The sequence below is a fragment of the Kribbella sp. NPDC051718 genome, assembly GCF_040681515.1.
GTDB lineage: Bacteria > Actinomycetota > Actinomycetes > Propionibacteriales > Kribbellaceae > Kribbella.
In genome coordinates this window covers 990,470-1,011,482 of sequence record NZ_JBFAYZ010000002.1, presented here as the reverse complement: position 1 = coordinate 1,011,482, position 21,013 = coordinate 990,470, and the positions used below count along the sequence as shown (strand labels likewise).

The window sequence follows — 21,013 nt, the reverse complement described above, 5'->3', positions numbered from 1 at the left end:
GGGGAGTCGTGTGCGCCGAGGGAAGTCAGGACGGCACAGCCGGCGGAAGTCGTACAAGGCGCAGTGGTTCTCGGTGACCGCGCTGGCGGTGCTCGGGGTGGTGATGGTCGTGCATCCCGATGCCGCCCAGGAGCGCAATCTGGCGGCGCAGTTCAGTGGCAGTGTCGTCGCGAAGAGCGAGCCGACGCAGGCACCGGTGGGGAAGCCGACGCATGTGCCGACGCCGACGGCAACGTTCACCACGCCGTTGCGGCCGGCACCGACTTTGACCCGGCGACCCAAGGGGTCCAAGCCGAATGTCACCGTGTCGACCGGGCGGTTGCTGGTGGTGTCCGGGTTCGCGCGGGCCACCGAGCCGCAGAACAAGCTCACTTACCGGGTCGAGATCGAGGACGGGCTGTCCCTCAACGGGGAGAAGGTCGCGGCCGAGATCCACAAGACGCTCACCGATCCGCGCGGCTGGCAGGCGCTCGGGCCGGTGCGGTTCGAGCGGACCGACAAGGTCGACGCCGACCTGCGCGTGATCGTCGCGACGCCGACGCTGACCGACAAGCTGTGCCTGCCGCTCGACACCGGCGGCGAGGTCTCCTGCCGGGTCGAGAACCGGGTGGTGCTCAACGCCAAGCGCTGGATGTATGCGGTACCGGCGTACGCCGGGAAGGTCGACCTCTACCGCAGCTACCTGGTCAACCACGAGGTGGGTCACGCCCTCGGCCACGGCCACTCGACCTGCACCAAGCCGAACACCCCTGCCCCGGTGATGATGCAGCAGACCAAGGGCCTGGCCGGCTGTCTCCCCAACGCTTGGCCGACGATCAAAGCGACCTAGAACGCCCCCACCCGTGAGAACCTGTCCGAAGACGGTCCGAGTGAGCGGGAGGGTGTAGCGAATGTCGTCACAGGACTTCCCCACCTATGGCCGGGGCGACAGCCCCGACGAGTCCCGCGAGGACGACCACTACGCCAAGCCAGTACCGTACGGCCAGCCGCAGTACGGCCAGCCGGGGCAACCACAACCAGGGCCGCCGCAGTACGGCGTACCGAACCAGTACGTCGAGCAGCCACCGCCGGCCGCCTACAACCAGCCACCTGCCTACCGCCCCGGCCACCCCTACGGCCCACCCGCGAACCCGCAGCCGCACGAGATACCCACCTACGGCCGCCCAGCCCCGCGCGACCCACGCGCAGCCCGGGTAGTTCTCCTCGCCGCGGTCATCGCCGGCATCTACGGACTCCTGGTCGTCTCCGTCCAGCGCATCTCGCTCCGGGAGATCTCCCAGCTCCCCGGCTCTCCGCTGAACCACCCGCTCCGCACGGACGCCATCGACACCATCGGCCAGCTCCTGACCCTCATAGTCGGTGTGGCCGCCCTGGGCATGTGGCTGCGCGACGTGCTCAACCGGCGCAAGGCCGACCGCCAGCCGGGCCCGATCGAGCTGACCGGCCTAGGCCTGGTCGCCCTGTCTCTCATCCCAATCCTGATCTGGTTCGTGATGGTCCTGACCACCGGCATGGGCGCCATCGACGACTCCCTGCACCGCCTCCCCACGGCGTACGCCTGGGGCGGTACCGGCCTGCTCATCCTCACCATCGGACTAGCCCTCGGCTACCGCGAACTCAAGCCGGAGATCCGCAACCCCGTGGTCCAGCAAGCCCCCGACCGCCCGCCGTGGGAGTGACCCAGGTCGTACTGGTCCCCGGGCTGGGCCTCGGGCCGGAGTCCTACGCCCCGACGGTCGAGCACCTCACCACGCCGTACGAGATCATCACCCTCCCCGGGTACGGCGATCCCGCTGACCCCGATGACGACCTCCACACCGAAGCCCTGGCCGCCCGCGTGCTTGAGCATGTCAACGGACCAGCAGTCCTGGTCGGCCACTCGGCCAGCTGCCAGATAGTGGTCGCCGCCGCCCTGGCCCAGCCCGACCTGGTGAAGGCCCTCGTTCTGATCGGCCCCACGGGGGACGTCACTGCATCGGACTGGCCGACTCTCGCCGCCAGATGGCTCCGCTCGGCAGTGTGGGAGTCGCCGAGTGTGGTGCCCATCCTGGCTCCGCAGTACGCCCGCACCGGTCTGGTGTCGATGGCACGGGCGATGGAGGTCGCCAGGCGGTACGACCTCGCGGCAGCGATTCGCGGGGTCACCTGCCCGACAGCGGTCGTCCGCAGCGAGCACGACAGCCTGTCACCGGCCGACTGGGCCCAGCGAATCGCCGACCTGGCCGGCGCGCAGGCCTGGACGCTGCCGACCGGCGCCCACATGCCGGTGCTGACGAACGGCGAAGAGGTTGTGACGTTCATCAAGCAGGCGGTCGGTGTATACAACGGGCAATGACGAGCTATCGTTGACGAAGTAACAAACCTCCGCGGGAGCTCGCGCCGATTGGCGGGCTGAGAGGGTGACGAGCTGCACAAGCAGCCGGGTCGCCGACCGCCTGAACCTGACCGGGTAATGCCGGCGTAGGGAGCAGGTCAGCCATGACCACTACCGCTGCACGCACGTCCACCGCCACCGAGGCCCCGCTCGTCCTGACCACGGACGCGCCCCGCACCTTGGGGTTCCTCGACCAGTTCACGCTCTGGGGCAACTTCGGCATCTCGCTGTTCGGCCCGGTGACCGGCGCGCTCGTCGCGGCGTACACGGGCTCGCTGGTGAAGGGCCTGATCGCCGTCGTCGTCGGCTGCGGGATCGGCGCGCTGGTACTGGGCGGTGCCGCTGTCTTCGGCTCGCACACCGGCGCACCCGCGATGGCCAGCCTGCGCGGGCTGTTCGGCCGCCGCGGGTCGATGGCGCCGACGGTGCTCAACATCGCGCAGAACATCGGCTGGGCCACGATGGAGATCATCGTGATCTCGCAGGCGGCCGTCGCCGTCACGAGTGAGCGCTGGCGCTGGCTGTTCGTCCTGATCGCCGGCTTCATCGCGACCGCGATGGCCGTCCGGCCGCTCGGCAGCGTGAAACTGCTCCGCAAGTTCATGGTCTGGCTGGTCCTGCTGGCCTCGGTCTACCTGTTCATCCAGGTGCTCAGCAAGCCGGTCCACGACCTGCCGCAGGACAGCGTCTTCGGCTTCTGGCCCGGCGTCGACCTTGCCGCGGCCGGCGTCGTCTCCTTCGCGCCGCTCGCCGCCGACTACACCAGGCACTCGCGCACCAACAAGGCCGCGTTCGCCGGTTCAGCCCTCGGCTACGGCCTCGCCGCAATCCTGTACTACGCACTCGGTGTGATCGCCGTAGCCACCCTGCAGACCAACAGCACCGACGTCATCACCGCCCTCGTCACCCTGCCGGCCGGTGCGATCGCTTTGTTCGTCCTGCTCGTGGACGAGGTCGACGAGGCGTACGCGAACGTCTACTCGACCACGATGGCCGCGCACAACCTGATCGGGCACCTCGACCGGCGCTGGATCTCCGTTGCCATCGGCATCCTCGCCACCGTGCTTGCGCTGTTCGTTGACCTAGGCAACTACACCCAGTTCCTCTACCTGATCGGCTCGGTCTTCATCCCGTTGTTCGCGGTCGCGATCGCCGACTTCTTCGTGGTCAGCAAGATGAACTGGGACGTCTCCGACACCGCCAGGTTCCGCTGGCAACCGACGCTGGCCTGGGTCTTCGGCTTCGTCGCCTACCAACTCGTCAACCCCGGCACGGTCGAGGGCTGGTCCCCGTTCTGGCTCGACCTCCAGCAGTCCCTCTTCGACAATAACCCGGTACCAGGCTGGCTCGGCGCCACCTACACCTCCATCATCGTCTCGATGCTCGCGGCGATCCTGTTCGGCCGCCTGGGACGTACCCGGCAGGCCGCCTAGCGGTACTCCGGATTCTCGAAGTCGAAGCGGGAGCCGGCGTCCCACTCGGAGCGTTGGTTGCCATAGGCAGGGATGCCGCCGGCGTCCTTGAGCATCCTTGCCAGGTGCAACAGGTTCCAGGTCATGAAGGTCGTGTTCCGGTTGGTGAAGTCGTTGGCCGGCCCGCCGGATCCCTCGTCCAGGTACGACGGACCCGGGCCGGCCTCGCCGATCCAGCCAGCGTCGGCCTGCGGCGGTATCGTGTAGCCGAGGTGCTGCAGGCTGTAGAGCACGTTCATCGCGCAGTGCTTGACGCCGTCCTCGTTGCCGGTGATGACACAGCCGCCGACCCTGCCGTAGTACGCGTACTGCCCAGCAGCGTTGAGAATCGACGAGTTCGCGTACAGCCGCTCGATCACCTTCTTGGTCACCGAGCTGTTGTCGCCCAGCCAGATCGGCCCGGCGATCACCAGGATGTCGGCCGCCATCACCTTCTCCTGCAGGGCCGGCCACTCGTCGGTCGCCCAGCCGTGCTCGGTCATGTCCGGCCAGACGCCGGTGGCGATGTCGTGGTCGATCGCCCGGATCACCTCGACCGCCACCCCCTGCTTCTCCAGGATGTGCTTGCTCACGTCGATGAGCCCCTCGGTGTTGCTGCGCTCGGGCGACCGCTTCAGCGTGCAGTTGATGAACAGCGCGCGCAGATCGTCGTAGCTGGTGGTGGACATGGCTCTCCTTCGGCGAAGTCGTTGCTGTGGCTCAGTGTTGCGGCGGTCAGGGGTGCCGCACGAGAGGGCCGCGGTTACCGTTCGCCGACTTCGGAAGGTCTCGATCCGGTTCCCGATACTGACAGTGACCAGCGTGGCCGGGATACTGGCGCAATGCTGAACTCTGCACTGCGCAGCCGGGCCGAGTACGAAGAACTCGGGGTCGAGGGGCTGGCCAGTCGCACCACGCCGGAAAGTGACGCCGCCATCGTCCAGGCCGTCGAAGAACTCCTGGAGGGCCGGGAGTCCGTACTGGACCTGTGCTGCGGCTATGGCCGGATCAGCCTGCCGTTGCGGCGGGCGGGCAAGACCGTGCGAGCCCTGGACATCTCCCCGAACCTGGTCGAGGCCGGCCAGGCCAAGGCGCGAGAAGAAGAGCTGTCGATCGACTGGGCGATCGGGTCGATGACCGACCTGCCGTACAAGTCGGACTCCTTCGACGCGGTGATCTGCCTGTGGACGGCGTTCCACGAGCTGTTCGCCGAGGACGAGCAGCTGTCGACGATCTGGGAGATCTCCCGAGTACTACGCCCCGGCGGGCTCGCCGTGATCGAGGGGCCGGTCTGGGGCCCGGCGACCGCGTCGGAGATCGCGAACGGACTGCGGCAGGGCCCCGAGCACCGGATTGTCACCACCGAGCACTTCGGCACCAGCAGCGTCCACTACATCCACGACGAGGCCAGCTACGGCCGGCTCTGTGCCGCCGCGGGGATCAAGGACTACAAGGTCTACAAGCGCGAATGGGGCGGTCGCCGCCGGCTCATCCTGGAAATCCACCAACCCGGCAACGAATAAAAAGAACAGCAGGTCCCCACTCCACATTGGGGACCTGCTGCTTTCACCCGAGTATAAAGAAAACGATCGAGCGCCGGAAAAGTTAACTTTTCGATTCAAGATTCAGCAGGAACCGCTTCGCGTCCAGTCCGCCGGCGTACCCGGTGAGCGCCCCGCTCGCGCCGATCACGCGATGGCACGGAATCACGACGCACAAGGGGTTCGCGCCCAGCGCAGTACCGACTGCCCGGGCTGCCTTCGGCCGGTCGATCTCACCGGCAACCTGCCCGTACGTCGTCGTCGTGCCGTAGCTGGTGTGATCCGGCAGGTCGGTCAGTACGAGCCGCTGGAATGGCGTCGCCAGGGTCAGGTCAACATTTAATTCAAACGCCTTTCGTTGACCGGTCAGGTATTCGTCCAATTGTCGCCGGACGTCGTCGAGTGGCCCGGGCTGGCGTAGTACGCGCGGGGAGATCGCCCGGGCCAGCCGCTCGGTCAGCGTCTCCTCGTCGCCGAAGGAGCTGGCCACCACCCGGTCGCCGGCGACCGCGAGCAGCAGGGTGCCGATGGGGGTGTCGTGCAGGGTGTAGGAGACGTCGGCGGTCGGCAGGACCGGCGGGCGGGCGCCTCCGGGGGTGAGCCGGCTCAGCCGGGCCTCAAGATCAGATGCTGTGAGGTCAGTCATGATCCACTCCGAGTTTGGTACGCAAGGTCGCGAGCGCATCGCTGACGAGTCGGCGGGATGCGGCGGGCGTGGTGTCCAGAGCGGCGGCCACGCCATGGTGGTCCAGGTCGCCGACGTATTTGAGCGTGACGGCGACGCGTTGGCGCTCGGGCAGGTCCTTCACGGCCTGCCAGAGCTCCGGATCGGGGAAGTCGGCGGCCTCGGGGCCGTCGACGGCGATCGGTGGCGCGTCGTCGAGGGGGGTTTGTGGTTTGCGGGCTCGATGCACGTCGGTCGCGCAGCGGGCGGTGATGGTCAGCAGCCAGCCGCGCAGATTCCGTGCCGAGGTGAGGTTCGGATAGGCGGCGAAGGCCTTCTCCCAGGCGCGCTGGGCCACGTCGTCGCCGTCGACCGGGCCGGCCAACGCCCGGGCGAGCCTGGCGACGTCGCGCCAGTGGTCGTCGATGAGCGCCTGGAACGGCGGCAGTAGAAGCATCACGTCAGTAGAACGCATACACCAACGAAGGTGTGAGGGGCGTCCGGTGGACAGTCGTATCGAATGACGAGATTGTCTAGTTTTCCAGTGCACTTTGATGAGAAGCTCGTTGACATGACAAGTTGTCTGCTCACCCGGCGCCGTGCCATCGACATGATGCGCACAGCCAGCGCGACCTGTCGATAGTCACACCGTTCCACCGCCTGTCCTGTCGGCGGCGTAGACGAGTTCTGGCCTGAGAGCCAGCTGCAAATCCCACCGCCCGGTCGCGGTTGCCCCTGCCTGTCCGCTGCCGGTCGTCCCTGCCCCGTCCCGAGGGAGAGACATGTCCGTCCATGCGTTCAACCCTGCCCTGCCCAGCCGCCCCGGCCTCACCGTCGTACCGGATCCAGAAGATGTGGAGCGCACCGTCGACGCCGACATCTTCCGCTCGGTGTTCCGCCGGCACGCGGCCGGCGTGGTGGTGATCACCGCGGACGCGGGCAACGGCCCGGTCGGCTTCACCGCGACCTCGCTCGTCTCGGTCAGCCTGCTGCCGCCGCTGGTGTCGTTCTCGATCGCCACCACCGCGTCCAGCTGGCCGACCGTGCACCGGGCCGACAGCCTGGTGATCAACTTCCTCGACGCCGGTCAGCACGAGATCGCCGGCCGGTTCGCCACCAGCGGTGTCGACCGGTTCGCCGAACCGACCCGCTGGTCCCGGCTGCGGACCGGGGAACCCGTATTGGACGAGGCCCCGAGCTACCTGCGGGGACTCGTCGAACACCGCTTCGCAGTGGCCGATCACCACATCGTCGTGGCCCGGCTCGCCACCCACGCCGAACGCCGCGAACACGAGCCGTTGCTGTACCACGACGGCCGCTACGCGACCACCGACCGGCCCTCCTGAACCCCTGTCTGGATGAATCTCATGCCTAAGAAATCCCTTGCTGTAATTGCCGCCGCGGCACTGGCCGCCGTCACCCTGCTCTCCGGTTGCGGCGGTGACGCCCAGGCCGGCGGTACCGGCGCCAAGCTCGCGCTCGACGCCCCGCTGCCCACCGAGGTACCGGACGGCGTCAAGATCGTCGTCGGCGATCCGGCCACCCAGGTGGCGTTCAAGCTGTCGGGTCAGCTCGACAAGGTCTCGAAGTACACCACGTTCGCCAACCTCAGCGGTGGTCCACAGACCACCGAGGCGTTCCGCGCGCATGCGCTGGACCTCGGCTCGGTCGCGGAGATCCCGTCGATCCATGCCACCTGGACCGGGCTGCACGTCAAGATCGTCGCCTCCAAGTTCCGGCAGGACCCGATCAATCACCCGATCTACGAGCTCGGCGTCGCTCCCGGCGTACAGGTGAAGACGCTGGCCGACCTGCGCGGCAAGAAGATCGCGTACAGCCCGGGTCAGGCGCAGGGTGCGCTCGTGCTCAAGGTGCTGAAGAAGGCCGGCCTGACCAAGGAGGACGTCAAGCTCGTCGAGCTGCCGAGCACGGGGGACATCTACCCGAACGCGCTTGCCGCGAAGCAGGTCGATGTCGCGCCGATCGGCGGCGTCTCGATCAAGCGGTACCTGTCGAAGTACGGCAAGGACGGCGGGACCACGATCCTGCACGGGTTCCGCGATGACGCCGGCCACCTCTACGGACCGACCGAGTCGCTGGAGGATGCCGGCAAGGCGGCCGCGATCAGGGCGTACGTCGCAGCCTGGGGAGTCGCCCAGGACTGGATCGACAAGCACCCCAAGGAGTGGATCGAGGGGTACTACGTGAAGGACCAGGGACTCACCGAGGCGGATGGCCAGTGGCTGGTCGACAACGCCGGGCACCCCGACATCAGCGGTGACTGGAGCGACGCGATCAAGCGGCACCAGGAGACGATCGAACTGCTCGCCAAGGAGACCGGCAAGCCGGTGATCCAGGCCAAGGATCTGTACGACCTGCGCTTCCAGACCGTCGCCTCCGATGCGATCAAGGCGGCGTCCAAATGACGCAGCTGGCGATTCCCGGCATCCGGACGGGGGAGCGGGAGCAACGCGCGATCGCTCAACCGCTCCGTCGGCGCCGCCGGCTCGGACCGGGTCAGCAGATCAAGTTCGGCGCAGCGCTCGGCCCGATCCTCTTGCTGGTGCTCTGGTCGATCGGGTCCGCGACCGGCCTACTCGATCCGCGCGTCCTGTCGGCGCCGTGGACCGTCGTCACCACGACCGGCGATCTGATCGCGGACGGCCGGCTCCAGTCGAACCTGCTGACGTCCGCCCAGCGAGCCTTCGCCGGCCTCGGCATCGGCGTGCTGCTCGGTACGGTCCTGGCGTTGCTCTCGGGCCTGAGCCGCCTGGGCGAGGCGATCCTCGACGGGCCGATCCAGATCAAGCGCGCGATCCCGTCGCTCGCCCTGCTGCCGCTGCTGATCCTCTGGCTCGGCATCGGCGAGTCGATGAAGATCACCACCATCACGCTCGGCGTCTTCGTGCCGATCTACATCCACACCCACAACGGCCTGCGCACGATCGACAGCCGGTACGTCGAACTCGCCGAGACGGTAGGACTGTCCCGCTGGGAGTTCATCCGCCGGGTGGTACTGCCCGGCGCGTCGCCCGGCTTCCTGCTCGGCCTGCGCTTCGCGGTGACGGCCGCCTGGCTGTCGCTGGTGGTCGTCGAGCAGATCAACTCGACCAGCGGCATCGGCTACATGATGGAGCTGGCCCGGACGTACGGACAGACCGACATCATCATCGTCGGCCTGGTCCTGTACGGCGCGCTGGGTCTGCTCTCCGATGGCGCGGTCCGACTCGTCCAGAGGAGGACGCTGTCATGGCGACGCACACTGGCGGACTGACGCTGGATCACGCCGTCGAGGTCCGCGGACTGACCCGGCGGTACGACGATCGCGCGGTGCTCGATGATCTCGACCTGAGCATCAAGCCGGGCGAGTTCGTTGCCCTGCTGGGAAAGAGCGGCTCGGGCAAGAGCACCTTGCTGCGGGCGCTGGCCGGGCTGGACTACGACGTCGCGGGTTCCGGTGAACTCGTCGTACCCGGGAATGTCTCGGTCGTCTTCCAGGACTCGCGATTGTTGCCTTGGGCCCGGGTTCTCGACAACGTCGTACTCGGTCTGCGCGGCGCCGACGAGCGGGGACGCGAAAGCCTTGCCGAGGTGGGGTTGGCGGGGCGCGAGAAGGCGTGGCCGAACGAACTGTCCGGTGGCGAGCAGCAGCGGGTCGCGTTGGCGCGGTCGCTGGTGCGCGAGCCTGCCTTGCTGCTGGCCGACGAGCCGTTCGGTGCGCTGGATGCGCTGACCCGGCTGAAGATGCATGTTTTGTTGAGGAAACTCTGCGCGGCGCATCAGCCGGCCGTCCTGCTCGTCACCCATGACGTGGACGAGTCGATCGTGCTCGCCGACCGGGTGATCGTGCTCGACGAGGGCCGGATCGTCGCGGAGGAGTCGATCGAGCTCGCCGAGCCGCGCAGTCCGGCGGATCCCGGGTTCGCTGCCGTTCGTACCAGACTTCTTGACGCGTTGGGAGTATCGCTGTGAGCCGTCATCTGCACTTGAACGCGTTCTTGATGAGCACCGGGCATCATGAGGCCTCGTGGCGGTTGCCCGAGAGCAACCCGGTCGCCAACACGGACGTCGCGCACTACCAGAACCTCGCCCGGATCGCGGAGCGCGGCAAGTTCGACTCGGTCTTCTTCGCCGATTCGCCGCAGCTGATCGGCGACATCGGGCGCCGTCCGGCCGGCGCGTTGGAGCCGACCGTGCTGTTGACCGCGATCGCGGCGGCCACTTCACGGATCGGGCTGATCGCTACGGCCAGTACGACGTACAACGATCCGTACAACCTGGCGCGGCGGTTCGCGAGCGTCGATCACGTGAGCGGCGGGCGCGCGGGCTGGAACGTCGTCACGACGGCCGGCCCCGACGCGGCCAAGAACTTCAACCTGGCCGACCAGCCCGCGCACGCGGAGAGGTACGACCGTGCGGCCGAGTTCCTCGAGGTCGCCTACAAGCTGTGGGACTCCTGGGAGGACGACGCAACCCTTGCTGACAAGGAATCCGGCGTCTGGGGCGACAACGCCAAGGTCCAGCCGATCGAACACGTCGGCCGCCACTTCCAGGTCCACGGCGCCCTCAACCTGCCGCGCTCCCCGCAGGGCCACCCGCTGATCGTCCAGGCCGGCTCCTCCGAGGACGGCAAGGGCCTCGCCGCCCGGTACGCCGAAGCGGTCTTCACCGCCCAGCAAACCCTCGAAGACGCCCAAGCCTTCTACTCCGACCTCAAGGCCCGTACTGCGGCCCTCGGGCGCGACCCGTCCACCCTGAAGATCCTTCCCGGCATCGTCCCCGTCATCGCCGACACCGAAGCCGAGGCCATCCGCCTGGAACGTGAGCTGGACGACCTGATCAAGCCCGAGTACGCCCGCCAGCAACTCGCCAAAACCCTGCGGGTCAAGCCGGAGGACCTCCCGCTCGACCAGCAGCTCCCGGCCGACCTACCGGACGAAGACGAGATCGAAGGCGCCAAGAGCCGCTACACGCTCATCGTGACCCTGGCCCGGCGCGAGAAGCTCACCGTCCGCCAGTTGATCGGCCGTCTCGGCGGAGGCCGAGGCCACCGAACCTTCAGCGGCACCCCCGAACAGGTCGCCGACGCCATCCAGGAATGGTTCGACGCCGGCGCCGCGGACGGCTTCAACATCATGCCCGCCGTCCTCCCCTCCGGCCTGGAGGTCTTCACCGACCAAGTAGTCCCGATCCTCCAGTCCCGCGACCTCTTCCGTACCGACTACACCGGCACAACCCTCCGCGACCACTACGGACTCGCTCGCCCAGCCGGCCGAACCAAATCCCTCCAGGAAGCAGTCGGCTAGCCCAACAAGCTTGCCCACCGCGTCTCCTCCAGAACGCGGTGGGCAACCAGCCTGGATACTGGCTGACATGCCTCAGATCAGGGTTGAGTACTCGGAGTCGTTGGCGGACGCGTTCGATCGGCAGGGGTTCGCGCTGGCGCTGCATCCTGCGGCGGCGGAGGTGATCGGTAGTAGCGTGCCTGCCTTCAAGACCCGGTTTCGGACGACTGGGGAGACCGTCATCGCTGACGGTGACCCCAGTCAGGCGATGATCCATCTTGAGGTGGCGATCCTGCCCGGTCGCGACGAGGAGACCAAGGATCGCCTGGGCGAGCTGATCCTCACGTTGCTGACCGATCACCTCAAGCCCACCCCAGAGCTGACCATCCAGCTCACCGTGGAGATCCGCGACCTCGCCAACTACCACAAACGAGTCTTGGGTTCGGTCAGTTGATTCGGACTACCAGTTTGCCTACTGCTTGGCCGGCCTCCATGATCCGGTGGGCCTCGGCGATCTCTTCGAGGGTGAAGACGCGGTCGATCCGGATCGGGAGGTTGCCTGCAGCAACCAAGTCGACGTAGCGCTGCAGGGCGGCGGCGGGGAGGTCGCTGGATTCGCCGCCGTAGGCGGTCAGCCGGACGCCGTTCGGGAGGTAGCCGATCGGGTAGAAGTCCGGGATCGTCCAGGCGTCGCTCAGCATGCCGGTGAAGCAGACGGTCCCGTGGACGGCGGTGGCTTTGAGGGTGTCGGGCAGGACGTTGGTACCGACCAGTTCGAGCGCCGCGTTGACGCCCTCGGGAAGGATTTCGCGGACCTGCGCCGCGACGTTGCCGTCGTCGACCAGCGGGTGATCCACCCCGAGCTCCCGCAGCATCTCCAGTCGCTGCGGGTTCCGGGTCGTCGAGAAGACCGTCAGCCCCTGCTCCTTGGCCAGCACGGCGGCAGCCACGCCGACTGACGACGTACCGCCGCGGACCAGGATCGACTGCCCCGCCTGGATCGCGAGTCCGGTGTGCAGCGAGCCGTGGGCCGTCTGGAGCATCTCCGGCAAGGCGCCGAGCGTCGCCCAGTCCAGGTCGGTCGTCACGGGAACGACCGAGCCGGCCGGTACGACGGTGTACTCCGCGTACCCGCCGTCGAACTCGCGCCCCATCCCGCCCATCATCGCGACCACCTGCTGCCCGACCGCGAACTCGCCACCGGGCGCCAGATCCACTGTCCCGGTCGCCTCGATCCCCGGGATGATCGGGAACTTCGCGTTCGTCGCCATCCCCGCCCGAAGGTGGTACTCGGACCGGTTCAGCCCGAACGCCTCGACCTTGATCCGCACCCACCCTTCCCGCGGCTCCGGGCGCTCAATGCTGCTGACCTTCAACGACTCCGGCGGCCCCGGCTCAGTCAAGACAACTGCTCGCATCTTCGTCACCCGCCTAGTCTTACTCACCCCACCCGCACATCAGGCACAGCAAACCGCGGGTTGTAGCCCGCGGCCACCACCCGCATCACAAACCCAGCCGCCTCCTCCAACTGCCGGGCGCTACCCAAATCACCGACCACCGCCGCCTCGCCCCCGAGGTCGCCGATGAGCGTCCCGACCACCTCGAGAGCGCCTTCGTCGTCCCCGCAGATCGCCACCGTCGCCCGCCCGCCCCCAGCAGCCGGCGCTGCATGCGCATCCCCCGCATCCCCCGCTGCGCCCGCCGCTGCGCCCGGCGCTCCGCTGTCCCGTCCCGGCCAGGACGTTCCGCCGAAGAGGTGCAGTGCCTTCACCACGTGCGCGCCCGGCGCGAGCGCAGCGACCAGCTCCGCAGCCGACCCGCTCTCGGGCTTCAACCGGCCAGTCGCGTAGTCGACGGCGTTGGTGCAGTCGATCACCGTCTTGCCCGCGAAAGCGCCCTCCGGAGCACCCGCCATCGACAGCATCGGCGCCAACCCTTCCCACGCGACCGCGACCACGATCACGTCGGCGACCGCGGCCAGCCGGGCCGGCTCGACGGGCGTACCGGAGAAGGCCGCCGCGGCCTTTGCCGAATTGTCCGACGATCGCCCCGCGACAAAGATCTCGTGCCCGGCCGCCGCCCACACCTTGCCGAGTGCAACGGCCAGGTTCCCGGTCCCCAGAAAGGCAATCTTCATTTGATCAAATCCTCCACTTGTCCAGTTTTCTGCAATTCACGCTAGGCACCGTTCTCCGACCGATCGGTAGGGAACTTCCTGCGACAATCGAAGGCGTGGACGACGGCGGCTGTGAGACCTTCGTGGCGGACTGCAGACTCCGGCAAGCGACCGAGCTGATCGCCCACACCTGGGATCCGCTCGTCCTGATGGCGCTCAGGCGCGGTACTACGCGCCGCCGCGACCTCCTCAACTCCATCGGCGGGGTCAGTGACAAGGTGCTCAGCCAGGCCCTCACCCGACTCACCAAGCACGGCCTGATCACCCGTACGGCCGTGCCGGCGGACCATCGCGGGGTCGCCTACGAGCTAACCCCCACCGGCTCCTCGCTAGCCGCCGGACCGCTCGCAGCGCTGGCGCAGTGGGCCGCTGACCACGGCGAAGCGATCCTGCCCACCTGAGCACTGAGCCGGTCGGCGTTGGGCGCGCCTGCCGGAGTTGTTGACAAGTGAGCGTGTCAGAGTTGCCTCATGGCGAAACGCCCCAGCGTGGTGGCCCATCGTGGCGCCAGCGAAGTCAGTCCCGAGCACACGCTGGCGGCGTACCGCCGGGCCGTCGAGGCCGGAGCGGACGGGCTGGAGTGTGACGTCCGGCTGACCGCGGACGGGCACCTGGTCTGCGTCCACGACCGGCGGATCGACCGGACCTCCAACGGGCGTGGGGTGCTGTCCACGATGAGCCTGGAGGAGCTGGACGGCTTCGACTGGGGCTCGTGGAAGAACCCCTGGGCCGAGCTCGACGACGAGGCCGAGCTGCCCGACCCCGACCTCACCAAGGTGCTCACCCTCGAGCGGCTCCTGGAGACAGTACGAGACGCCGGCCGCCCGCTGGAGCTGGCGATCGAGACCAAACACCCCACCCGGTACGCCGGGCTGGTGGAGCGCCGCCTGATCGAGATGCTCGACCGCTTCGGCTGGGCCCACCCGAAGATCGGCACCGAGTCGCCCATCCGGGTGATGAGCTTCTCCTGGCTCTCGCTCCGCCGGATGCGCGTCCTGGCGCCCGGCCTCCGCACGGTACTGCTGATGGATCGCGTCCCACTCCGCTTCCGCGACGGCTCCCTACCCACCGGGGTCTCGTACGCCGGCCCGAGCCTGGAGATCGTCACGGCCCACCCGGAGTACGTCGATCGTGCCCACAAGCACGGTCACCAGGTGCACGTCTGGACCGTGAACACCGAGCAGGACGTCCGGCACTGCCAGGACATCGGCGTCGACGCCCTGATCAGCGACCGCCCGGAGCTGGCCATCCAGACCCTCGCGACCCCTCCGCAGACCTCACCGGCCCTCCCGGCCCAGCCCTCCCGGCGCAAGCTCCACCTCCCGCTCCGCCGCTCCCACCGCCCCGACTGACGCGCTTCGGCCCCCGCTCATTCGAGCACCATGGTTGCGGAGGGTTTGTGGAGTGCGTCTCACTTTGTCCTTCTGCGTGACGGGCCGAATGCGAGCTGTTATTTGGACGTTCAATTCCGTCCGAATTGTCTCGGTTTCTCTGCTAAACAGGTGAACTTCGGCGTCGCTATGTAACGGAATACACAAGGGTGTTTTCGGACGCCCGATCGGGGGCAGAAGTGGGAGTGTTGTTCCGACCTGAGGAGACCCTGCTTGTCCTCTGCGACCTTGCCCGCCGACGTGAGTGTTGTGGACGTCGTACTGCCGCACGAAGTGTCTGCGGTAGCAGATGCCCGCCGCCGTCTGGCCGGCTATCTGAAGCGGCACCGGGTGACAGAGCACGCTTGCGACGACGCGCAGCTGGTCCTCTCGGAGCTGCTCTCCAACGCGATCCGGTACGCGCCGCCGCTGCCGGGCGGTGAGGTGCGTGCCGCCTGGTGGATCGACAAGGCCGGAATCCACCTCGAGGTCGTCGACGGCTGTGGCGAGACCGAGCCGCGGCGGATCGCCGACGCCCACCCCGACGCGGTCGGTGGCCGGGGCCTGGCGATCGTGGACGTGCTGACGTCCGAATGGGGCGTCCGGACCGCCCAGGCCCGGCGGACCGTCTACGCCCTCGTACCGCGCTGACCGCGGGTTGGTGGCGGGTAGCCAGGTACTGCAAGACTGCGGGGTATGGGAAAGAAGTCGCGCAACCGCGCCAACAACACCACGACCGTCACGCTGGACCCGGCCGACCTGGTCGACGTCGGCCCGCGCGAACCCTGCCCGTGTGGCTCCGGCAAGCGGTTCAAGCAGTGCCACGGCCGGGAGAAGGCGCAAGCGGCTGACAGCTTCGTGGTCCGCCCGTTCGAGGGCCTGCCGTCCGAATGCGACCTGATCGCCTTCCGCGAGATCGTCCCGGCCGGTACGGCGGAGGTCACGCTGGCCGGCGAGCACAAGGGCAAGACCGTCAACCTGGTCACCCTGCTGCCGATGGCGATGCCCGGGCTGGTCCGCGACGACGAGACGATCTGGATCGGGCTGCAGACGCACGCCTCGTCCGGTGACCCGAGTCGCGACGTCGCGCACGCGATCACGGCGGCGCTGGCGACCGAGCCGGGCAACCCGATCCAGCTCGGCGACCTGCTCAAGGACGGTCCGCGGCTGCAGGACCTGATCGACACCTCCAAGCCGATCACCGTCAAGGTGCACGAGGGCTTCGACTACTGGGTCGGCGAGAACGTCGACGACCCGACCGGTGAGGTCGCGGCGGGGCTCGAGCGCGCCAACGCGGCGGCTGCTCCGACCGTACGGCTGGAGTCGGTCGAAGCGGCGTACTGGACGCAGATCGGCGACCGCCGGTACCTGCGCTGGGTGCTGCCGCACGCGGAGGACACCCTGCTCGACGCGCTGGCCCGGCTGCACGCGGCGGGCTCGTCCGCGCTGACCGAGGGCAGCCGCCTGATCGGTTCCTTCCGCGCGCTCGGCGTGCTCGCGCCGGTGTGGGAGCTGCCGGCCGACGCCGAGGCCGCTGACCTGGAGAAGCCGGCCGGTGGGTTCGCTGTCGCGCTCGACAAGGCACTCGCCACCGACGCCCCGCTGACCACCGAAGAGCGGGCCGCCCGCGCCGGTCTGGCCAGCCGTCAGTTGACGATCCGTTAGGACAGAACAAAAGGGCCCCCGCACTCGATGAGTGCGGGGGCCCTTTCACGTGGACGGCCCAAGTCCTGCTGACGGGGGAGCAACAGGGCCTGGGCCTAGGCATGAAGAGTACTCATAACCGGCCCGGTCGACAACCCCCGATTTCGCTCCGCGTGTCGTCCCTCGTACTTGCGTTGTCAGGTACCTCTCCGGATGCGGCATCGCTGCCACATCCGGAGCTCGGTCGCCCGCGTCAGGCGACGGTCACCGGGTCACGCAGTACCGGGCAGGACATGCAGCGCGGGCCGCCTCGACCCGACCCCAGCTCGGAGCCGGCGATGCGGATGACCTCGACGCCGGACTCCTCCAGCCGCTGGTTCGTCTCGACGGTACGTTCGTACGCGATGCAGACGCGCGGTGCCAGCGCGAGGGTGTTGTTGCCGTCGTCCCATTGCTCGCGCTCGGCGGTGACCGGATCCAGACCGGTATCGATCCGGCGCAGGGTGTCGATGCCGAGCGCCTTGGCCGCGGCGACCAGGAACGGCTCGGACTCCGCGACGTGCAGCTCGTCGCCCTCGGCGGTGACGGCGAGGGCGCGCATCTCCTCGGCCATGTTCGGATACATCAGCACGGCGTCGACGTCGACCATCGTGCAGACGGTGTCGAGGTGCATCGTCGCCCGCTGCTGCGCGATCGGTACGGCGAGCACGGTGTGCGCCAAGCCCTTCGCGAACACCCGGCGAGCGAGTCGCTCGACCCCGGCCGGCGTTGTCCGCTCGCCGACGCCTACGGCCAGTACTCCGGGCCCGAGCGCGAGCACGTCACCGCCCTCGACATGCTCGAGGCTGTGGTCGTACACCTTCTCCGCTCCGGCGAAGCGCGGGTGGTACGTGTAGATCAGCTCGGTCAGCTGCGACTCGCGGACGCGGGCCGGCATCGCCAGCGACGTGACGGCGACGTTGTCACGGATCCAGACGCTCGAGTCGCGGGTGAACAGCAGGTTCGGCAGCGGGTCGATCAGGAAGTCCTCGTGGGCCAGCAACGAGGTCACGAGCCCACCTCCGGCCCGTACCTCGTCGTTGCGCACGCCGGCCATCAGCGCCTCGGCCAGTTGCTCCGGGTCGAGGGCGGTCAGGCTCGCCTGCAGGTAGGTGCGCAGCGTGTCGCCGAGTCGCAGATCTTCGGTTGCGCCGCTGACCGCCACAGCGCGGGCGGCCGGGTCGCTGAGCGACTCGGCGAGCAGCTTGTGGAGGTAGAGCACCTCGACACCGCGGTCGCGGAGCACCTGCGCGAACGCGTCGTGCTCGTCCTGTGCGCGGCCGACCCAGGGGAGGCCGTCGAACAGCAGCTTGTCGTTGTTCCGTGGTGTCAGCCGGCGGAGCTCGTTGCCCGGCCGGTGCAGCATCACGGTCCGCAGCGGCCCGACCTCGCTGTCGACGCCATACGCCTCAGTCATCTGCCTGCCCTCTCGTCCGGATCCCGTCCCCACCAAGCTACGGCAGCGCCGTCCGGAGCGGGCGGGCCGTGGTGATTCTGTCTGATTGTCCGACAATTTCTGCGGATTTCCAACTTGACCGGGAGGGCGCCGGGGATCGGTCGAAAGGACGAGATATCCACAAGGCGCGGGGACGAGGCGGGGGATCGGCTGCGGAACAACTAGGCTGCGGTGCTGTGTCCGGTACTGATCTGCCTCCCGTCGAGCCCACGGTGGGATCCGTCGCGTGCGTGATCCCGGCCAAGGACGAGGTCGAGCGGATCGTCGCGACCATCGACGCGGTCCGCAAGATCACCGGCGTCGACCTGATCGTGGTCGTCGACGACGGCTCCACCGACGGCACGGCCGAGGCCGCCGAGCGGGCCGGCGCGACCGTCGTACGGCACCCGCGAAACCGCGGCAAAGCCGCCGCGATGGAGACCGGCGCCGCCGCCGTCGCCAAGCTAGACGCCGCACCTGCCCCCGGTGCCGCTGCCGGTTCTGGCGGCGCTGCCGGTGCTGGAGCGGCGACGCAACCGCGGCACCTGCTGTTCCTCGACGCGGACCTTGCCGAGTCCGCGACCGGCGCCGAGCCGCTGATCGAGCCCGTACTTTCGGGCCGCGCCGACATGACGATCGGCACCCTGCCCGCGCAGGTCCGTCCCGACGGCAGCAAACCCGGCGGCCACGGCTTCGTCGTACGCCTGGCCCGCGCCGGCATCGAGCAGGCCACCGGCTGGGCGCCCGAGCAGCCCCTCTCCGGCCAGCGCTGCCTGACCCGAGTCGCCCTCGAAGCAGCCCTTCCCCTGGCCCCCGGCTTCGGCGTGGAAGCAGCCCTGAGCATCGACCTCGGCCGCAAGGGCTTCCGCATCCTCGAGATCCCCATCGACGTCCGCCACCGAGCCAGCGGCACAGACCTCCGCGGCCAGCTCCACCGAGCGCGCCAGTACCTCCACCTCCGCCGAGCTCTGAAGGCCCGCAACGCCCTCCCCTCCCGCGGACCCAGCAAATGAGTACTGAAAACTCTGAAGAGGTGGTTGTCGCCTCTCCGACTGCCGATCGTGATGGCAAGCGTGCTGTGGCGCTCTACCTCGCGTCGACGGCGTTGATTGTTGCTGCGGGGTTGCTCGGGCCGTCGGTTGTGGTGCTGACGTTGACGAACCGGCACGCCTGGCTGCCGTCGTACTGGTTCAACACCAAGCCGAACGACTGGCTCGTGACGATGATGATCTACGTCGCGATCCTGCTCGGCGGCTACGGCGTTTTCCTTGCCGCAAAGGCGATCAAGAACGGCTGGGCCCCGCGTGTCAGCCGATTGGTTGCCTTAGGCATCGGTACGACGGCCGCCGTCACGCTGGTACCGCCGATGGCATCCGGCGACGTCCTCATCTACGCGGCGTACGGCCGGATCATGTCCCTCGGCGGCAATCCGTACACGACAGCGCCGGCCGACACCATCCGTCTCGGCTACGACCCGGTCATCGCCGCGACCGAGCGTCCGTGGCAGGGCGCGAAGAGCGTCTACGGTCCGATCGCGACCTGGGTCCAGTGGTTCTCGTCCTGGGTCGGCGGCGACTCGATGCAGCTCACCGTCTGGATGCTGCAACTGTCCGTCGCGGTCAGCCTGATCGTCTCCGGCTTGCTGCTGATGAAGCTCGTCGGCCCCAGCCTCTCCGCCAAGCGTCGGGTCGCGATGCTCGCCCTCGGCAACCCGCTGTTGCTCTGGACCGTCCTCGCCGGCGCCCACAACGACGCGATCGCGGTCATGTTCGCGGTCATCGCCCTTGTGCTCTTCCGGCGGCACATCCTGCTGGCCGGCATCATGCTCGGCATTGCGGGCTGCACCAAGCTGTCGATCGGCCTGGTCGGCGTCGCCATGCTCTGGTCACTGCGCGCGGACCGCCGCAAGGCGATCATGTTCTGCATCGGCGGCGCGATCTCGATGGCCGGCCTGTACGCCGTGGTCGGCCTCGAAGCACTGCAACAAGCCCGCTCGAACAGCTCCTTCATCTCCACCGGTACTCCGCACAAGGTGCTGCTCAGCTTCTTCACCCTGTTCCTGCCGAACGGACTGGTCCGCACGGTGCTCGCGATCGCCGCCTGGGTCGGCCTGATCGTGCTGGCGATCCTGCTCTCCCAGGTCTTCCCGAAGTCGCTCGTCCCGCGCACCCACCCGGACGACCACACCCCCGAGGCGATCCGCTACACCGCCATCTACGGGATCGCCTGGATCGTCACAGCGATGTACTCCTTGCCCTGGTACGACGTGATCGCCTGGGTTGCCCTGGCCGCCGTGGCGGCGTCGAAGGTCGACAAATGGATGGTCATTCGCACCACCATGATCGCGATCGCCTACGTCCCCGGCCGCGACCCGAACGCCCGTCAGGTAGCACCGTTCCTGTCCGACTCCCTCGAATGGTTCAGCACCCGCCTCCGCGACACCGTCTGCCCCGCGATCGAGCTCGCCGTCCTGATCGGCCTGATCGTCTGGGCCCGCCGAGGCGGCGCCCAGTGGTGGCCCTACGACTGGCCGAAGCGCAAGGCAAAACCAGAAGCACAGAAGGTGTCTACGCCCTAGGGTCTGGCCGTCCGCGTGCCCTAGTCTCAGCCGGTGCAGAAGATTTCAGGGGCGGGCGAGTTCCAGCATGCGCTGCCGAGTCATTACGCCGATCAACTGGTGACCGAGTCGCTGTCGGTGGGCACGTACTCGATCCCGGTCGGTGGGGTCGACGACCAGCAGCCGCACCGGGAGGACGAGATCTATGTCGTCACCACCGGGCGGGCCACGCTGGTCACTCCGTCACGGACCGAGCTGATCGGGCCGGGCGATGTGCTCTTCGTCCCAGCCGAAGAACCACACCGCTTCGTCGACATCACCGAAGACCTCGCCCTACTCGTCTTCTTCGCCCCGCCCTACACCGGCCGCCACGCCAACCTCACCCACCCCGACGACGCCTCCTAGCGCCACCGCCCTGGCCTCCACACAAACGACCGCGCCCTCGTGCCCCCAGCGCCCGGCGTCCGCGCCCCCTAG

At 68.2% G+C, this 21,013-nt stretch carries 24 protein-coding genes and 1 riboswitch; of the genes, 18 read left to right on the top strand and 6 right to left on the bottom strand.

Features of this window, described 5'->3' with window-relative positions; all coding sequences use genetic code 11:
• Nucleotides 1-10: 10 nt before the first annotated feature.
• From AB0M15_RS11500 to AB0M15_RS11485, 4 genes are all read left to right on the top strand, one after another.
• A complete protein-coding gene (locus AB0M15_RS11500; protein ID WP_363816483.1) occupies nt 11-829 on the top strand; it encodes a DUF3152 domain-containing protein in 819 nt (272 codons plus the stop codon).
• A 61-nt stretch (nt 830-890) separates the two neighbouring features.
• The gene (locus AB0M15_RS11495; protein ID WP_363816481.1) at nt 891-1,679 is read left to right on the top strand and encodes a hypothetical protein; all 789 of its coding nucleotides are present in this window, start codon (nt 891-893) and stop codon (nt 1,677-1,679) included.
• Nucleotides 1,670-2,335 (top strand): alpha/beta hydrolase, encoded by a 666-nt coding sequence (locus tag AB0M15_RS11490; protein ID WP_363816479.1) that lies wholly within the window; start codon nt 1,670-1,672, stop codon nt 2,333-2,335. The genes AB0M15_RS11495 and AB0M15_RS11490 overlap by 10 nt, the downstream gene beginning before the upstream one ends.
• Nucleotides 2,336-2,356: 21 nt before the next feature.
• Nucleotides 2,357-2,484: riboswitch (TPP riboswitch) on the top strand.
• The gene (locus AB0M15_RS11485; RefSeq protein WP_363816477.1) at nt 2,479-3,807 is read left to right on the top strand and encodes a cytosine permease; all 1,329 of its coding nucleotides are present in this window, start codon (nt 2,479-2,481) and stop codon (nt 3,805-3,807) included. (Overlaps the previous riboswitch by 6 nt.)
• On the opposite strand, the gene AB0M15_RS11480 is transcribed toward AB0M15_RS11485, so the two are convergent.
• Nucleotides 3,804-4,514, bottom strand: coding sequence for a flavodoxin family protein (locus AB0M15_RS11480; RefSeq protein WP_363816475.1), 711 nt, complete (start codon nt 4,512-4,514; stop codon nt 3,804-3,806). The two genes, AB0M15_RS11485 and AB0M15_RS11480, sit on opposite strands and share 4 nt — an antisense overlap.
• Nucleotides 4,515-4,667: 153 nt before the next feature.
• Here AB0M15_RS11480 and AB0M15_RS11475 point away from each other — a divergent pair, with 153 nt between their 5' ends.
• The gene (locus AB0M15_RS11475) at nt 4,668-5,348 is read left to right on the top strand and encodes a class I SAM-dependent methyltransferase (RefSeq protein WP_363816473.1); all 681 of its coding nucleotides are present in this window, start codon (nt 4,668-4,670) and stop codon (nt 5,346-5,348) included.
• Between the two features lie 82 nt (nt 5,349-5,430).
• Here the strand turns inward: AB0M15_RS11475 and AB0M15_RS11470 are convergent, their stop codons facing one another.
• Nucleotides 5,431-6,012: a methylated-DNA--[protein]-cysteine S-methyltransferase gene (locus tag AB0M15_RS11470; protein WP_363816471.1), complete on the bottom strand. Its 582-nt coding sequence runs from the start codon at nt 6,010-6,012 to the stop codon at nt 5,431-5,433.
• Complete coding sequence (locus tag AB0M15_RS11465; protein ID WP_363816469.1) at nt 6,005-6,505, bottom strand: sigma-70 family RNA polymerase sigma factor; 501 nt, start codon at nt 6,503-6,505, stop codon at nt 6,005-6,007. Before AB0M15_RS11465 ends, AB0M15_RS11470 begins: the two co-directional genes overlap by 8 nt.
• 307 nt (nt 6,506-6,812) lie before the next feature.
• Between AB0M15_RS11465 and AB0M15_RS11460 the strand changes: the two genes are divergently transcribed.
• The 6 genes from AB0M15_RS11460 to AB0M15_RS11435 all read left to right on the top strand — a co-directional run bounded on the left by AB0M15_RS11460 (nt 6,813) and on the right by AB0M15_RS11435 (nt 11,769).
• Complete coding sequence (locus AB0M15_RS11460) at nt 6,813-7,376, top strand: flavin reductase family protein (protein WP_363816467.1); 564 nt, start codon at nt 6,813-6,815, stop codon at nt 7,374-7,376.
• Nucleotides 7,377-7,397: 21 nt separating this feature from the next.
• Nucleotides 7,398-8,456 (top strand): ABC transporter substrate-binding protein, encoded by a 1,059-nt coding sequence (locus AB0M15_RS11455; RefSeq protein ID WP_363816465.1) that lies wholly within the window; start codon nt 7,398-7,400, stop codon nt 8,454-8,456.
• On the top strand, nt 8,453-9,304 hold the full coding sequence (locus AB0M15_RS11450) for an ABC transporter permease (RefSeq protein WP_363816463.1): 852 nt from the start codon (nt 8,453-8,455) through the stop codon (nt 9,302-9,304). The genes AB0M15_RS11455 and AB0M15_RS11450 overlap by 4 nt, the downstream gene beginning before the upstream one ends.
• A complete protein-coding gene (locus AB0M15_RS11445; RefSeq protein WP_363816461.1) occupies nt 9,280-10,002 on the top strand; it encodes an ABC transporter ATP-binding protein in 723 nt (240 codons plus the stop codon). Before AB0M15_RS11450 ends, AB0M15_RS11445 begins: the two co-directional genes overlap by 25 nt.
• Nucleotides 9,999-11,336, top strand: a complete 1,338-nt coding sequence (locus AB0M15_RS11440; protein WP_363816459.1) for an LLM class flavin-dependent oxidoreductase — start codon at nt 9,999-10,001, stop codon at nt 11,334-11,336. Before AB0M15_RS11445 ends, AB0M15_RS11440 begins: the two co-directional genes overlap by 4 nt.
• Before the next feature lie 67 nt (nt 11,337-11,403).
• The gene (locus AB0M15_RS11435) at nt 11,404-11,769 is read left to right on the top strand and encodes a hypothetical protein (RefSeq protein ID WP_363816457.1); all 366 of its coding nucleotides are present in this window, start codon (nt 11,404-11,406) and stop codon (nt 11,767-11,769) included.
• Here AB0M15_RS11435 and AB0M15_RS11430 read toward each other — a convergent pair.
• Together AB0M15_RS11430 and AB0M15_RS11425 are read right to left on the bottom strand one after the other, a co-directional pair.
• A complete protein-coding gene (locus tag AB0M15_RS11430; protein WP_363816455.1) occupies nt 11,762-12,733 on the bottom strand; it encodes a zinc-binding alcohol dehydrogenase family protein in 972 nt (323 codons plus the stop codon). The two genes, AB0M15_RS11435 and AB0M15_RS11430, sit on opposite strands and share 8 nt — an antisense overlap.
• Before the next feature lie 23 nt (nt 12,734-12,756).
• Nucleotides 12,757-13,452, bottom strand: a complete 696-nt coding sequence (locus AB0M15_RS11425; protein ID WP_363816453.1) for an NAD(P)-binding domain-containing protein — start codon at nt 13,450-13,452, stop codon at nt 12,757-12,759.
• A gap of 95 nt (nt 13,453-13,547) precedes the next feature.
• Here AB0M15_RS11425 and AB0M15_RS11420 point away from each other — a divergent pair, with 95 nt between their 5' ends.
• The 4 genes from AB0M15_RS11420 (at nt 13,548) to AB0M15_RS11405 (ending at nt 16,526) form a co-directional block, all read left to right on the top strand.
• Nucleotides 13,548-13,892 carry a helix-turn-helix domain-containing protein gene (locus tag AB0M15_RS11420; protein WP_363816451.1) on the top strand — a complete coding sequence of 115 codons (345 nt, stop codon included), beginning with the start codon at nt 13,548-13,550 and terminating at the stop codon, nt 13,890-13,892.
• Between the two features lie 69 nt (nt 13,893-13,961).
• The gene (locus AB0M15_RS11415) at nt 13,962-14,843 is read left to right on the top strand and encodes a glycerophosphodiester phosphodiesterase family protein (RefSeq protein WP_363816449.1); all 882 of its coding nucleotides are present in this window, start codon (nt 13,962-13,964) and stop codon (nt 14,841-14,843) included.
• Nucleotides 14,844-15,095: 252 nt separating this feature from the next.
• On the top strand, nt 15,096-15,512 hold the full coding sequence (locus tag AB0M15_RS11410; RefSeq protein WP_363816447.1) for an ATP-binding protein: 417 nt from the start codon (nt 15,096-15,098) through the stop codon (nt 15,510-15,512).
• Nucleotides 15,513-15,557: 45 nt separating this feature from the next.
• Nucleotides 15,558-16,526, top strand: coding sequence for a DUF5926 family protein (locus tag AB0M15_RS11405; protein ID WP_363816445.1), 969 nt, complete (start codon nt 15,558-15,560; stop codon nt 16,524-16,526).
• Nucleotides 16,527-16,758: 232 nt separating this feature from the next.
• Here AB0M15_RS11405 and AB0M15_RS11400 read toward each other — a convergent pair whose 3' ends face one another.
• The gene (locus tag AB0M15_RS11400) at nt 16,759-17,961 is read right to left on the bottom strand and encodes an arginine deiminase (protein ID WP_363816443.1); all 1,203 of its coding nucleotides are present in this window, start codon (nt 17,959-17,961) and stop codon (nt 16,759-16,761) included.
• Nucleotides 17,962-18,212: 251 nt separating this feature from the next.
• On the opposite strand from AB0M15_RS11400, the gene AB0M15_RS11395 reads away from it, so the two are divergent.
• The 3 genes from AB0M15_RS11395 to AB0M15_RS11385 are packed head-to-tail and all read left to right on the top strand — an operon-like array spanning nt 18,213 to nt 20,941.
• On the top strand, nt 18,213-18,992 hold the full coding sequence (locus AB0M15_RS11395; protein ID WP_363816441.1) for a glycosyltransferase: 780 nt from the start codon (nt 18,213-18,215) through the stop codon (nt 18,990-18,992).
• On the top strand, nt 18,989-20,557 hold the full coding sequence (locus tag AB0M15_RS11390) for a DUF2029 domain-containing protein (protein ID WP_363816439.1): 1,569 nt from the start codon (nt 18,989-18,991) through the stop codon (nt 20,555-20,557). The genes AB0M15_RS11395 and AB0M15_RS11390 overlap by 4 nt, the downstream gene beginning before the upstream one ends.
• Before the next feature lie 33 nt (nt 20,558-20,590).
• On the top strand, nt 20,591-20,941 hold the full coding sequence (locus AB0M15_RS11385) for a cupin domain-containing protein (RefSeq protein ID WP_363816437.1): 351 nt from the start codon (nt 20,591-20,593) through the stop codon (nt 20,939-20,941).
• Nucleotides 20,942-21,013 lie beyond the last annotated feature (72 nt).

What these genes read in the sequence shown, in the direction of transcription:
- AB0M15_RS11495 (WP_363816481.1), top strand. Translation starts at nt 891, where the DNA reads ATGTCGTCACAGGACTTCCCCACCTATGGCCGGGGCGACAGCCCCGAC.
- AB0M15_RS11485 (WP_363816477.1), top strand. Translation starts at nt 2,479, where the DNA reads ATGACCACTACCGCTGCACGCACGTCCACCGCCACCGAGGCCCCGCTC.
- AB0M15_RS11480 (WP_363816475.1), bottom strand. Translation starts at nt 4,514, where the DNA reads ATGTCCACCACCAGCTACGACGATCTGCGCGCGCTGTTCATCAACTGC.
- AB0M15_RS11475 (WP_363816473.1), top strand. Translation starts at nt 4,668, where the DNA reads ATGCTGAACTCTGCACTGCGCAGCCGGGCCGAGTACGAAGAACTCGGG.
- AB0M15_RS11470 (WP_363816471.1), bottom strand. Translation starts at nt 6,012, where the DNA reads ATGACTGACCTCACAGCATCTGATCTTGAGGCCCGGCTGAGCCGGCTC.
- AB0M15_RS11465 (WP_363816469.1), bottom strand. Translation starts at nt 6,505, where the DNA reads ATGCGTTCTACTGACGTGATGCTTCTACTGCCGCCGTTCCAGGCGCTC.
- AB0M15_RS11460 (WP_363816467.1), top strand. Translation starts at nt 6,813, where the DNA reads ATGTCCGTCCATGCGTTCAACCCTGCCCTGCCCAGCCGCCCCGGCCTC.
- AB0M15_RS11455 (WP_363816465.1), top strand. Translation starts at nt 7,398, where the DNA reads ATGCCTAAGAAATCCCTTGCTGTAATTGCCGCCGCGGCACTGGCCGCC.
- AB0M15_RS11450 (WP_363816463.1), top strand. Translation starts at nt 8,453, where the DNA reads ATGACGCAGCTGGCGATTCCCGGCATCCGGACGGGGGAGCGGGAGCAA.
- AB0M15_RS11445 (WP_363816461.1), top strand. Translation starts at nt 9,280, where the DNA reads ATGGCGACGCACACTGGCGGACTGACGCTGGATCACGCCGTCGAGGTC.
- AB0M15_RS11435 (WP_363816457.1), top strand. Translation starts at nt 11,404, where the DNA reads ATGCCTCAGATCAGGGTTGAGTACTCGGAGTCGTTGGCGGACGCGTTC.
- AB0M15_RS11430 (WP_363816455.1), bottom strand. Translation starts at nt 12,733, where the DNA reads ATGCGAGCAGTTGTCTTGACTGAGCCGGGGCCGCCGGAGTCGTTGAAG.
- AB0M15_RS11425 (WP_363816453.1), bottom strand. Translation starts at nt 13,452, where the DNA reads ATGAAGATTGCCTTTCTGGGGACCGGGAACCTGGCCGTTGCACTCGGC.
- AB0M15_RS11415 (WP_363816449.1), top strand. Translation starts at nt 13,962, where the DNA reads ATGGCGAAACGCCCCAGCGTGGTGGCCCATCGTGGCGCCAGCGAAGTC.
- AB0M15_RS11405 (WP_363816445.1), top strand. Translation starts at nt 15,558, where the DNA reads ATGGGAAAGAAGTCGCGCAACCGCGCCAACAACACCACGACCGTCACG.
- AB0M15_RS11400 (WP_363816443.1), bottom strand. Translation starts at nt 17,961, where the DNA reads ATGACTGAGGCGTATGGCGTCGACAGCGAGGTCGGGCCGCTGCGGACC.
- AB0M15_RS11390 (WP_363816439.1), top strand. Translation starts at nt 18,989, where the DNA reads ATGAGTACTGAAAACTCTGAAGAGGTGGTTGTCGCCTCTCCGACTGCC.